This is a genomic window from Oscillibacter sp., from assembly GCF_032018205.1.
Taxonomy (GTDB): domain Bacteria; phylum Bacillota; class Clostridia; order Oscillospirales; family Oscillospiraceae; genus Oscillibacter.
The window spans coordinates 255766-269480 of record NZ_DALZOY010000002.1; the positions used below are offsets into that span (position 1 = coordinate 255766).

The 13715-nt window shown below is 51.8% G+C and carries 7 protein-coding genes; 3 read left to right on the forward strand and 4 right to left on the reverse strand.

Annotated features, from left to right (window positions below):
* Positions 1–144 precede the first annotated feature (144 nt).
* The 3 genes from RTU96_RS02680 to RTU96_RS02690 are packed head-to-tail and all read right to left on the reverse strand — an operon-like array spanning position 145 to position 4917.
* Positions 145–2079 (reverse strand): GHKL domain-containing protein, encoded by a 1935-nt coding sequence (locus tag RTU96_RS02680; RefSeq protein WP_312634797.1) that lies wholly within the window; start codon positions 2077–2079, stop codon positions 145–147.
* On the reverse strand, positions 2066–4201 hold the full coding sequence (locus RTU96_RS02685; RefSeq protein ID WP_312634798.1) for a hypothetical protein: 2136 nt from the start codon (positions 4199–4201) through the stop codon (positions 2066–2068). The genes RTU96_RS02680 and RTU96_RS02685 overlap by 14 nt, the downstream gene beginning before the upstream one ends.
* Positions 4198–4917, reverse strand: coding sequence for a LytTR family DNA-binding domain-containing protein (locus RTU96_RS02690; protein ID WP_312634801.1), 720 nt, complete (start codon positions 4915–4917; stop codon positions 4198–4200). Before RTU96_RS02690 ends, RTU96_RS02685 begins: the two co-directional genes overlap by 4 nt.
* 275 nt (positions 4918–5192) lie before the next feature.
* Here RTU96_RS02690 and RTU96_RS02695 point away from each other — a divergent pair, with 275 nt between their 5' ends.
* The gene (locus RTU96_RS02695; RefSeq protein ID WP_312634802.1) at positions 5193–11195 is read left to right on the forward strand and encodes an S-layer homology domain-containing protein; all 6003 of its coding nucleotides are present in this window, start codon (positions 5193–5195) and stop codon (positions 11193–11195) included.
* A 246-nt stretch (positions 11196–11441) separates the two neighbouring features.
* Here RTU96_RS02695 and RTU96_RS02700 read toward each other — a convergent pair whose 3' ends face one another.
* Positions 11442–11858: a carboxymuconolactone decarboxylase family protein gene (locus RTU96_RS02700; protein ID WP_312634804.1), complete on the reverse strand. Its 417-nt coding sequence runs from the start codon at positions 11856–11858 to the stop codon at positions 11442–11444.
* Positions 11859–11994: 136 nt separating this feature from the next.
* Here RTU96_RS02700 and RTU96_RS02705 point away from each other — a divergent pair, with 136 nt between their 5' ends.
* Both RTU96_RS02705 and RTU96_RS02710 read left to right on the forward strand, forming a co-directional pair.
* Entirely contained in the window at positions 11995–12438 is a 444-nt protein-coding gene (locus RTU96_RS02705; RefSeq protein ID WP_312634806.1) for an Lrp/AsnC family transcriptional regulator, read from the forward strand.
* 669 nt (positions 12439–13107) lie between these two features.
* Positions 13108–13641: a transposase gene (locus RTU96_RS02710; RefSeq protein WP_312634807.1), complete on the forward strand. Its 534-nt coding sequence runs from the start codon at positions 13108–13110 to the stop codon at positions 13639–13641.
* The last annotated feature ends 74 nt before the right edge of the window (positions 13642–13715 follow it).

Here is a 13715-nt window from a genome sequence, read left to right on the forward strand (position 1 = left end):
CACTCTTTTTCCACGCTGAGACAAGCGTATTTTCCCGCCCCTTTACGGAATGTCCACGGGGTTAGAAATTCAAGGAACCTCATAAACCGCAAGCAATATCTTAAAAATTGTCAGCTACGGAGAAAAATGGGTCTGCACCGCATTTTACGCCATCAACGTGATCTTGCTTTCAAAGTTCTGCTTGTCCTCATTCCAGTGAAACTCCGCCTTGCCGCCATACTTCCCGGCGATGGTTTCTATCGACAGCAGCCCATATCCGATTCGCCCGCCGCTCTTGGAGGAGAGAAACCGCCCGCCAAGCTGCCGGATATTCCCAGCGGTGTTCCACACACGGATGTGCAGCGCATCTGCCCCCGTGCGGATCACCGCAACCCAAATCGCTCTTTGTCCGCTTTGCATCCGCTGGCACGCCTCCACAGCATTCTCCATGAGGTTGGCGTACAGGCAGCACAAATCGGAATCGGTCATGCCGGTATGGCCGGGATTTGCCACGGCGTTCAGATCGCAGCGAATATCCAACAGAATATGGTTCTGCCGTGCCACCGTCTGATAATGGCAGGTCAGCGTGTTGATCACGTCGATGGGGCAATACTCCGGCAGTTCCCCCTCCGTGGAGGCGGCTCGGTATTCTTTGATGTATTCCTCCAGCCTGTCGTACTGGTGACTGCTTACATACTGATCTATGAGGGTAAGATGATGGCGCAAATCGTGGCGCATGGTTTTGACCTGCGTCATTTCCTGTCTGAGCACCTCCAAATGGGAGAGCTGGCTTTGGTACAGCCGCCCCATGCTGCCAGCCCGCTCGGCCATCACAGCGCTTTCCCGATACCGGGTGGCCACCTCCTGCCCTGTCACCACACCGATGCAAAGCACAAGGGTGAAGCTTGCAAGCTCGATAAACCAGCCCGTGAGAATAGGTTCATGCACTGGAAGCAGCCGGTCCGCAAGAAGAGCGCAGACGAAAATTACCACACCGTAAAGCAGGGGCGTAATCCGCGCCGCGCCCGTTCGGATGGCATACCAAACTGCGGCGGCGATCAATCCGGCCGTCATCCATTCATAAGCCGAAATCAGCCACGAATAGGCCAGCAGCAGGTTCAGATTGCCGAACGGCAGCAGCAAATGTACCAGCACAGAGGCCGCGCACATCAGTCCTCCGAAGCCCACAAAGGGAAGCCCCCACTTTTTTGGCAGACCGCTTACCCCCACAGCCACCAGCATCGTAACGCCGAGCATGGCACAGAAGGAAACATTCTCAAGGGCATAGTGGAGCCGCCCCAAGGTAAACAGCGTTCCGGTAATCGGATAGCTTACATAGCCCACAAAGAACAAGCACAGAAGTCCGAATAGCAGCGCCAGTGAACTTTTGCGGCCCAGCAAGCCCACCATCACCGACAGAAGACCGATGGTGAGCGCCACTGCGCACACGATACTTCTAAACACAAGCCTTGTGCTCAGAAGCCCGGACACAGCCTCCGGCTGACCAAAAGCGGGAGGATACACCATACCGCCGTACAGATGGGAATAATCGGACACCGCAAACAACAGTTCAATGCTACCGCCCGCTTCAATGCTGACGGTGCGGTTGCCGGTTGCCGCCCGGTATCCCTCCCGCTCCGGCTCCCCCATCTGCATGACCTGTTCGCCGTTGATGTAGAGGCGGTAGGCTGAAAAGATTTCGGGCAGCTCCAGCAGATAGGCGTCCGTCTGCTCCGGCAGCCTGATCGTCAGTCGGTAGCTGGCGCTGCCGTGAGGTGAGCCGCCGTTCCATGCTTCAAAGCCGCCGAAGCGCCCGATGAACAGATACTGGTCCGGGGCAGGCGGGGTCCCGCGAAAGTCTGCGGGCGTAAGCAGTCGGCTTGCATAATATTCCCAGCCGTCCACCAAGAAAAGAACAGGATGCTGTGCAAGCGCTTCCCCGTCCAGCGCGAGAATGCCATCCCTTGCTTTGGGGCCTGCCGCCGTGTATTTATTGTCGTATTGGTAAACTGTCAGAAAAACAGCGGCGGCCAGTGCAAAAGTCATTACTACTTTCAGCGCCATCCAGATGCGGAACCCTACTGCCCTATGGGTCTTCACGCCGCCACCTCCCAAGTCTGCCAAACCGGAAAACCATCAGTGCACCGAAACACAAGCTCGCTGAGGCAAGGAAGAAAACCGTCAGTGCTTTTGCCGAAAATCCCAGCTCCGGCGCAGACTGCTCCGGGTCGAAGGAACTTTCAGCGTCCCCAATGGCAGGCGCTTCTTCCTCCTCTGCGGGATCGGTATCCCGTTCAGTCTCCATGGGTACGGGTTGTGTTTGCAGGGCTTCAGTCTGCTCTTCAGCCGGAACCGGTTGCGCGGGAGTTGCCGCTGTCGGATTTCCCGCAGAAACAGTCTCCGTATCCAGAGATGCCGTGCCGGTGGGAATCACCGTGTCGGTATGTGCATCCGATCTGCTGCTTATCAAGCCGCTGACTTCCGTAGCACTTTCGTTGTGACCGTTTGACGCTTCATCGGTTTTCGGCAGATTGTCATTGCCGCCGCCAGACTGACCTCCATCGCCGCCATCCGATTCCTCACCGCTTCCGGGTACATTCCCATTGCCGCCGCCATCGTCGCTGCCGCCGTTGCCGCCATTGGGAGGATTCACGCCGCCCCGGTCTGTTCCCGTGCGGTCTCCGCCGTTCCCGCCGATAAAGACGCCATCCCTTTCATCCAAGATAGCAATGTTGGATTCTCCCACGCCGGTCACTTCAAGCTGAAACCACACGGAATGCTCCAGTGTGTCATAGGTGAAATTCACGGAGCTGCCATTCCACAGGACATCCTGCGCGTGCGTGGCGTTCTGCCATGTTTCGCCCTCGTCGTCCGAGCGCCACAGGATCACGCCTTCCTCCATAGGATCGTAGTCCTCCCAGAAGTTCAAAACCGCGTACCGGGCGCCGTTTTCCATTTCCCGCACGGCAATTCGGCTGATGCAGGGCAGCGCAGGATCCCGCACCTCCACCGTCAGCGTAATCGGCACATCATCAAATATTCCAAGGCCGTACATATCCGGGTCGACGGCACCGTGCAACAGCGTTGTTCCTAAATTCCCGGTGTCAATTTCGTAATTTTCGTCCCAGTAAACGGGAAACGGCCGTGAAATTACGCCGCCTTCTTCATCTATGAGAAAAACATTTGATTTGTTCAGCATTTCAATGGTGCCAAAAAGGCTGCCATATTGCTCCAGCGGCAGATAAAGACGTGAGAAGGACTCCTCCATGGCGCGGCGGTTGACGCTTTGCACCCCCGAGGGTGCGGGAGACATGGCGCAGGAATCCAGCGACAGATTCTTTCCCGCTGCCGCAACCGCACCGTCACCCTCAGCAGTCAGCTTGCAATAGAAAAGGTCGGCTCCGTTTGGCGCGTATACCGCCGCGCTGTTTTCGCCGGAAATCTCCACCTTATAGCACCATGCCTCCATGGGAACATCCATCCAAAGTCCGACGGCCCCCTCGCCATAGGCGCGAAGCACGCCCTGCCAGAGCAGGCTGTCCATGTCAAAGTCCTTATCATCGGCATTTGATATCCGCAGCGCCGTGCCGCCCCTGCCGTTCCGGCCGGTGGCCGTCACATTCATCTGCAACAGGGTATTGTTCCAACTGGGATCGTAAGGATAGCCGCCGTCCCCCCGCTGCACATTCACCACCGGCACATTGACGCCCTCGCCGGTAATGAAAACATTGTAGGTTGGCAGCATACCGCCGTCAAACACAAGGCCAAACATGCCGGTATCAATCGTAATTTCTCCGACGATCCCGTATATCCCCATATCCCGCGTGATGGTCACATGGTCGGACAGAGATACCGTTCCGCCCGTTTCCTGATGCTGTTCTATCCATTCCGCCAGCATCTCCTCGCTGTTGGCAGTCCCGCTTTCCTCCGGTACGTCAGGTGACTCCAGCGCAGCATTGCTCTGGCTCCGAAGGAAATTGTCGGGTTCTACCGGTTCCTCCTGACTTTTCTGGTCCGGTTCGGCAGGCGCTTCCGGCTCGGTAGGTTTCTCCACTCCCGAATCGGCGGGGAAATGCGTCTCTCTTGCATCCGGCTCACTGTACTGGCCAGAAGACTGCAAAGCAGCCTCCTCAGTTGGAACCGCAAGGGCATAAACGCTTTGGCAAAGCATCAGGCAAACCGCCACCGCCACGGGCAAGGCCCGTCCTTTCCACCCGCTCATGACGGCACCTCAAACAGACGGTCGGAAAGAAAATCGGCATAGGCGTCCCGCAGCTCGGCCCGCCCCCGCTGACGCAGTGGGACAAGGCTGCCGTCCCGCATCCGAAAATCATCCTGCCCGATGGCCTCCACATGGTTCAGATTTACGATATAAGAGCGGTGGCAGCGCAGAAACGTACCCGTTACCATTTTTTCCAATTCATCGAGGGGCAAAGAGGCTTTGATCGTTCCTGCGGACGTATGTATAAAAACCTCTTTCCCGTACACCTCCATAAACTGAATCTTATTGAGCGGAATTTTTTGTTTCATGCGATTGGACACCACCTCAATAAACCGGCCATTTTTCAAAAAAACATCTCGGCATCTGACAAAGGCACGATCAATCTCCTCGCGCTTGATGGGCTTCACCACATAGTCGTTTGTACCAAGAGAAAACGAGTCTAAGGCGTGATCTCTACTCGTGGTAATAAACACCAGAGAAAAATCGCAGCCTGTCTCTCGAAGCCTTTGGGCAGTTTCCAGTCCGTTCATGCCGCCCATGTAAATATCCAGAAATACAGCGTCAAAGGGACAGGCGGCAAAAGCCTCTTCAAGCGCTTCCCCGCTGGAAAAGGTATAAAGCTCCCCGGCAAAACCGTTTTTCTCAAAGTGCTCGCGCAGCAACGCACAAATCAACTCTGCATCGTGAACACTGTCGTCGCAAATAGCAACTCTCATCCCCTCACCTACCGATAATTATTTTTTTAATTATATCATTTTTCTAAAACAGAGACAAGATTTTTAAAAAAGCTGTAATTCGCGCGGTTTGGCCTTCGTTCAGGCCGTATCTATACAAAAGCGTTGCAAAAATTGCTACACTGTATACTGCGAAAGCAGCAAAAAAGCAGAATGCTTTCGTGTCTTGGCGCTGAAAAGCACGACCCCTCTCCGGAGAATCAATGTGCGGGGATGTCCGTGCGCAAATGAGAAACGATGTGCAGGAGGAGAATGGTATGAAAGCCGGCAAACGCTTGATAAGCTTATTATTGCTTATCGCAATCATTTTAACGGGGATTCCTACATATGCATTCGCGCAGGAAGCGGATGTCCCCGATTCAGGCACCCAAATTATTGAAGAAGTCTCAACCGAATTGCCCTTTGCCGATGTTAATGCGGGCGATTGGTTCTATGAAGCCGTTAAATATGCCTACGAAAACGGCATATTCAGCGGTACTGGTGCGGATTCCTTCAACCCGAACGGCGGGATGACCCGCGCGATGTTTGTCACCGCGCTGGGCCGTTTCGCGGGAATTGACCCAGCCAAGTATTCCGGCGCCACTATGTTTAAGGATGTTGTTGCCAGCGCCTATTACGCACCCTATGTGGCATGGGCGGCAGAAAAGGGAATCACCCTAGGCGCTAAGGATCAGTATTTTGATCTATACAGCCTTGTCACCCGCCAGCAAATGGCAGTATTCGCAGAAAGATTTTTTAAGGCATACTCCATTTCCTATCCCGAAGGCACCGACAATCAAAAAAGCCCCTCCGACCTGTCCACTGTTTCGCCCTTTGCAAGAGACGCCGTGCTCGGCCTCTATCGGGCCGGTGTCTTTCAGGGAGATGCAGACGGAAATTTCAATCCCAAATCAACAGCAACCCGCGCGGCAGCGGCAGCGGTGCTGAAACGCATTGATACCAACCTGAACTGCCGGGGCATTGCAAGCCAGGAGAAGGAGAAAGAAAAGGAAGTCGCGCCGAAGCCGTCCGGCGGCGGAGGCGGGGGTTCCGGCTCAGGCGCGTCTTCATACAGCATCAGCTTTTATACAGATGGCGGAAAAGCACTTAATCCGATTACGGTTTCCAGAGGGCAAGCTGTCGGAAACCTGCCCATTCCAATTAAAGAGAACGCCGTGTTTGCAGGCTGGTACACGGACGCCGCCCTTTCAAACAGCTTTAATGAAAACACCGCGGTCACGGGCAATTTGACGCTCTATGCAAAATACATCGCCGTAGACATCAACTACATGAACAACAGAGTGGAAATTTCCTCCGCCTACCAGATTGCTGAGGAAACCCCTGTTCAGCCCGATTTCTCAATCAGATTAAACGCGTCAAATGCCGGGTTAACGGCGGAGGACGTGCGAAACCTGCTTCAATTCGCCTGTACCTCTGGTGTGGATGACCACAGCATCACCGTCACAGGGCAACGCGGCTCCTATGAGGTGTCCATGGACGGCGGCTTCAAGCCCGGCGCCAGCTATACGTTGACGCTGCCCAGCGACGGGCTGACCTTTGCGGGCAAGGACGACACCGCCAGAGAATATTCCTTCAGCATTTACAGAGAAAAAAGCGACGATCTGGCCTTTAACGCTGGAATCATCTATATTCCCGCCGACAAAATCAGCAATATTCTCTGCAACGGCGCACCGGTCGATTCCCTTTCCGCCGCTGTGTACAGCATCTCTGAGACAGGTGCTGAATCCAGCGAGATTTCAGGGACCTTTACCTACGGCGGAAACGAAACTCTGACTTCCGGCAATGTGCTCTGCATATATAACGGCCTAAGTCCGGAACTGGCGAATCCCGCCGCCCGTGACTCGCTGTACGACGACATTGCCTATGTCAAGGTCAAATCTGTAAGTGGCACGACAATATCCTACGAAAGCGCGGAAGCGGAAGATGTGCTGTTTATCTCTAAGACGGTTGCCATCCCCAAAAGCAGCGTCTCTAATTCTTTTGAAATAAACAATGATGTTTTCTCCTTCCGAATCAATCACCTTACCGTCGATTACACTTGGTCCATCGGCAGCGACAGCCCTGTGCCCGGAACAATTGTCGAAGGCGACACCATTGCCCTCTACGACGCGGCCTCTCTCATGCAGGCAACGCCGGAGGACGTCACCTTGGGTACGGTGACCGGGATTTCAGAAGGCAGCGCTATTTATACCATCACCTGCGCCACCACTTCGCTGGAGCAGTTGCAGCAGAGGATGAACTATTATCAGGATATCCCCATCAACACACAGGACCTTATAGACAGGGGAGCCATTAAACCCGACCTGCTTCAGCACGAGCTTCGCCAGCAGACGCTGCAAAGCGGAATCATTGACGAACTGGCCGGACAATATGCCCTCACGGTCCTTGAGGGGGACTTGCTGGCTGATCAGGTGGAAACCCTGCAAGGCATGACGGTTTTGATGCGCGACGGCACGCAGGCTTCCGCCCAGCAGCTTCAGAATATTCTCTACTCTCAAAGCGGCGAGGATAGCGAAGATGATAAAAAGGTGGAGGTCGGAGACGTTTCTGTAATTGTCACTGTCAACCCCCGAAATCCCGACAAAGGTGTGCTGGGCAACGGCGCGCTGGTGGCTGAGGTGACGGTTAACTTTGATGTGACCATTAAAACGCAAGAGGAGGATTCCATCAAGCTGTCCTTCAGTATTACGTTTATACAGGAAATCGGCCTGTCAGTGGCTGCGGACGCAGGAATTGAGTGGGGCTGGACATGGTGCGTTCCCTATCCCCAGGAGTGCTGGGTCAATGCCTCTCTGGACGTAAAAACCCGCAGCGCCGTGGAGCTGAAAGCTACGCTGGCGACGAAGTCCGGCGACAGTGACAATACCATTGATATCTCCGAAAAAATCAAGGCCGCAATTGGTGGCAACGAGGAAAGTGACGCTCTCGAAAACGTCTCCGGTATCTACGCATATTATCAGGAGTTCATGGAGAATGATTTGGATTACATCCAAATCATTAAGAAAAGCCTGTTTCAGGTCAACATCTCTCTTGCATGGGGTCTTGTTCAGATTACGGTGGAGCCGTATTTTGTGGTTAGCGCCGCGGCAAACGCCGCAGTTACCTGCACGCTTTCTTATCAGGAGGGCACAAGATACAGCTTTACCGCGCGTATGAGCACCGCCACTCTGACCTTTAACAAAACCCCCATTCTGGATAAGCGCTTTGACTTTTCCCTCTATCTGGTGGGAAAGCTGGGGCTGAGGGTCGGTATCGAGCTGGAGCTGAAGGCCGGGCTGATTTCCACCAAGCTTAACAGCATGGGTATCTCCGCCCAAACCGGCTTATACATTGAGTGGTGCGGCTTTTTCAGCTATGAATACAGCCGAAATTTTTCCCAAGGTACTTCGACGTCGGTTGCACAGGGGGCGATGTATGCCGAGCTTGGCGTTTACCTTGAAATTGGGGCGAGCTTCCAGGCGGGAAATGGCAAATGGCAAAAGAACTTTGGCCTTCTCAGCGAGACCTTCCCCCTGCTGACCACCAACAGCCGGGACTATGTATACGACTTCTCCTATGAACTGGGCGAAGCTGAAAAGCTTATTATCAATGACACTAAAAACAGCTTGCCGGACTATGCGTTTAAAATGATTACACTGGATCTCAGCTCCGGGAAATCGACGCTGGCGGACTATGACGCGAGCCGTTTCAGCATCGCGTTTACGAATCCTGCGTTTTCACTGAGCAATAAAAGAATTGAGGTGGACACGGATGAGAATTATCTGGAGACGGATATGATCATCACATGGAAAGGCTCGCCTCTTGCGTTTACATCCGTTCCCATCAAGCGCAGCTTCCACGTTATTTACAACGACAGCGAGAATCCCGTGGAAAAGGGCCTGCTGACGGTGAAGGTAAACAATAAGCCGGTTTGGAGCCAGCGCGTCGACTTTGACACGCCGCTGGAAGAAGCGCTTCCCACGCAAGGCCAAGTTCTCAAGCTGATTGGCTATTCTGATTATGATAAAACCGTTGACAAGGGAACCCCCTCCGCGAGAACAGTCAACCTCCGTTACGACGGTGTAGGCGGCTATAAAGAACTATATTCCGGCGTGGTTGACGGCTCCCGCGAATTTGACTATGAGCTGCCCCTGAGAGAATACACCGTCACGGTGGAAGACATTCAGCAGGAGAACGGGAGTACCCTTCCTCGGAACTTTACCGCCGTATACGGCGATAGCTTCGACCTCAGCGCCCTTGACACCACCGGTACAGAAATACCGGGAACGACCTACACAAAATTTTTCAATGTGGAAACCCGGAAAAATAGCGTGGTGGAGGGACAGCCGCTCTCCGGCCCCGTGCTTGACGCTCTTGCTCTTCAAATTCTGAGCAGCCAAAACTACACCTATCACGCCATCTATGTCGACAACTCTGCCAAGGTGATCTATCGGTTCCAGACCTTGGTCGGCTCGATTGAAGGCCGGACCGAACTCCTGAAAAGAAATACATGCCCCACATTCGATTACCAGGCGTATGTGGAAAACCAGACTGTAACCGGTCATGACGACCACTATGCCGTATACAGTGTCAGCGGTGATACCTCCGCGCCTATCACCGGAGAGCGAGTCATCAATATCACCTGCGCGCCGCAGGGCGGCTATGAGCTGACCCTTTACCGCGACTACGGAACCTATGTAGATGGCTATTCCCCGCCCACAACCTATACGTTAGAAGGGACCAATCTGCCGGCCTATGGCGAAATTGAGAAAGAAAATTATGAATTTGCGGGGTGGTATGAAAATAGCGACTTCAGCGGAAATTCGGTCGCAACCGTCAGCGGGAATCTGGGTCCGAAAGCCTATTACGCCCTGTGGGTCGATCCGGAGTATACCATTCAGTTTAACAGTGCGGGCGGCACAGGCACAATGGAAGAAATACCTGCGGTTTTCAGGCAGGAAACCACTCTTCCCGCGTGCGACTTTGCCTACGAGCCCTATAAGGAAACGGATGCCCCGTTTATAGGCTGGAACACCAAGGCAGACGGCACCGGATTTGCTTATGCTGACCTGGCAGCGATTACAATTCCCGATGGGGTAAATTCTTCAGGCGTTCTGACGCTTTATGCGCAATGGGACGATTATGGGGTGACATATGTACCCGACAATCCGGCCGCTCCGACTTTCTCAGGGGAATTACCTCTGGGCACCGCACTAAAATACTGCGAGCAATATCCGGGGGCCATTACGCTAAATAGTGATGATTGGCGCATAAACATCAACAGAACAATCGCTTTGCCGGACGGCGTAATTTTCTCAACAAACCGTCCCCAGTTCTACGGAAGCAGCTATCTTGAACTCGTCGGTATGTCTGATGTACTGTTTTCCATAGAGGAGAGCTGTTCAGTCACATTGAAAGGTATGTTAATTCACAGCAAAGAGTTCAGTAACTGCGGAATTCTTGAAAACCGTGGCAGCCTGACACTGGAGGATGTTTATATCGACAATTTCATCAGCACCGACAAGCATGCGATTCGTAATTACGAAACCGGACGCATCGTTATGCAAAATTCGTCTGCCAGATCCGGAGACGGCCCCGAATTTGACCAGAGTCTTATTTTTAACGAAGGCATTCTGCTTATAGACAATGCATATTTTGGAGACAACAGCCCCGCTAAATCTGACCACCTAATTGTAAACCGGGGGCAGATGGTGCTTAATAATGTGATCTATCGCAATAATGGGTATCTCTCTCATTCCGGCGGAATATTCAACGAAGGCGGAGAGTTGTATGTGCTGAATACATCTTTTAATAGAAATGGTAGCTTACACGGGGCAATTGAAAGCAACGGCGGAGCATTGTATATTATTAATTCTATTTTTGGCAGCAATCGAAATGAGCAAGAGAAATACAGCAATATCAGCGTCTCCGGCGAGGGCGGCAATGCGTATCTTTACAATGCAATATACGGCATCGCAGATTCGTCGAGCCTAAACCGACTGACGATAGTGAACTCCGAGTCTTTTGAGGATGCCGCAATTGGTGAATTCAATACCATCCTCAAAGACCCAGCCCTCAGAAATCTTGCTGCCACAGTGCATCTGGACTATTCCGATCCTAAAAACATTAAAATCGGCTTCAGCTACAACGGAAAGTTTACGTCCATTTTGAACGATGCAACAAGCGAAACCCCGGTGGTAAACAAATATCGGGGCGGTGATGACAGAGACTTGAGCGACAACCGCGTTGGAGCTGAATATCTGGAGATTCAGGAGAATTGACCGGCGAATAAAAATAATACCGGCGCGGGAAACTGCAACCCGCTAGACCGCAAGCAGCTTAAAGAACCCGCAGGCTTTGCCTGCGGGTTCTTTGCGGGCACACGGCATTGCGCGTCAGGAAACCGGCTAACGTCATTTTCTTCATTGTGTCGATTTCCAACAGGGAATCATCAATCGGTTGTATCCAGAGAAAAAATCCGCACATCTATCAGATGTGCGGATTTCTGCTATTTTAATGCGGGTAAATCAGATTTGACAGGCCGGCCCCAGACTCAGCAAGGCGCCGAATCTCTGGCAGGCCGTCATAAAGCAGATGAGCGCCAGAAGCTCCGAAATCTCGCTATCTGTGAACACTTCTTTCAGGGCGCTGAATTCATCATCGCTGATATGCGTGATTTTGCCGGACAGCTCCGCCAGATGGACCGCCGTTTGTGTCCGCAAGTCTATGATGTTTTGTGATGGAGCACCCTTGGCCTTGCAGTATTCACAGCCGTTATGGAACGCCAGCGTGCGCCGCACCTCCTCTTTTAGTTCCACAGGAAATGTGCCGCTGGAATAAACGGATTCTTCCAGAGAAGCCCATCTCTCCAGAATGCCTTTGTTGTGCCCCAATAGCTGCTGAAACGGCGTAGTCCCGTTCTGCGAAAAAGAAATCATAGCCATAAATATTCCTCCTCAATAACGCGTTCCGTTGACAGCATCATTATAGCAGGAATATAATGAAATCTATATCTCAATTGATATCATATTGCGCTCATATTATTTCGATTGAACTATTATTTTCAAAAGGATGTTTCAAATGAAAATTGATGAAAGTGACGTGCGAATTTTGCGGGAGCTTCAGGCAGATAGCCGAATTTCCATCCGGGAGCTATCGAAGCGGGTAAACCTTTCACCGCCGTCCGTGACCGAACGGGTAAAAAGGCTGGAGGAGCACCACGTTATCGAGGGATATACGATCCGCCTCAATAAAAAAGGACTTGGCTTTACCATCGACTGCATCATTGAGGTCACGATGAGAGACGGGCAATATGAAAAATTCAAGAGTTTTATCAAGGACTATCCGTACAGCGAATGGTGCTATCGGATTGCTGGGGCCGCGTGCTTTATCGTCAAATTGTCGGTCCCCACTTTAGAGGATATTGAGCAGTTCATCAATTCCGTATCCTCCTATGCGCTGACGGAAACTTCCATCGTTTTTTCAGAAGTGGAAGTTTATGCAAATATTGATAAATTTCTATAAGTGGCTCAGGTTCATTTACCCTGCCAACCCAGCGGGATATGAAAAGAGGCACCATCCGCGAAATTCTTATATTACTGGAGAATGCCGCATCATCTACATATACGGTCATCCCCATGTCGTGTGCAGATGCGATTTTGTACAGCTCATCAAACATTTCTACGTTTAACAGGTATGCAACCATTTTCTGCAATTGCCTCTGGCTCTCCGTCCGCAAACGATAAGGCGGTACACAGCGCACTGCACCATATAGTTTAAACATTGCAAACACAATGACGCACGGAGTGAATCGAGGAAAGCAGGCGGGACATGTGCCCCAGTTTAAATGCGTCATGCTCATGATACGCCACCTGCCAAAGCAGATCATTAGAGGCGACTCTTAGGCCGCTAACTACGGGCACTTTGCTATACTATTTATTTCCTTTTTGTTCAACATAGAGAATGTAATAAGCCGTATTATTTACAGCTTGTCTACAATACTTGGTGTATTTTTAAATAAAAAGAGCTGTCGCAAATCAATGAAAACACTAACTTTATCAGCAGTCATTCTGAACATAGGACCACTTATCCCAACTGAACACGCTGAAAAGAGGCGCTATCCGACTGATATGCTCCCTTCAAAGTAGACAGTGGAAATAAAAAACCACTGAACATGGAGAAGGGAGCATTTTCATGCCTCACAAAGGAAAACTACCACCAGAAGAAAAAGTTAGAATCGTTCAAGAGTACCTATCAGGCCGGCTCGGAGCAAGCGAATTTGCCCGAAAATATGGGATTGGTAGAAACAGGTTATATAAGTGGATACGGTTGTATCAAATGCGAGGAACGGAAGGCTTGATACCTGCGACAAAATTTCGGAGATACTCGCCCGAAACAAAACACTGTGCAGTTCAAGATTGCCTGGTTGGCAAGGAGTCTGCGGCAGGTATTTGTGTCAAGTCTGATATTTCTAAAGGAAAAATGCTCACGGACTGGGTAAAACGGTATCATAACCATGAAGATTTTAAGCGGCCAAACAGCGGAGGTGGAATCTACATGGCGAAAGGGACGAAACCGATACAGGAGGAGCGCATTGAAAATCGTCAGTCATTGACGTTTGTTCAGGCTATAGCGGACTACATCGCCTTTTACAATAACCGCAGATTTCAAGAGCGCCTGAGTGGATTAGCTCCTGCGGAGTACAGGGACATGCTCTCCGCCGCATGAACAAAGCCGACAGCCTGATCCAGACTGCCGGCCTTGAATATTTGTTTTTCTTTTTTTACCTGTCTACTTGACAG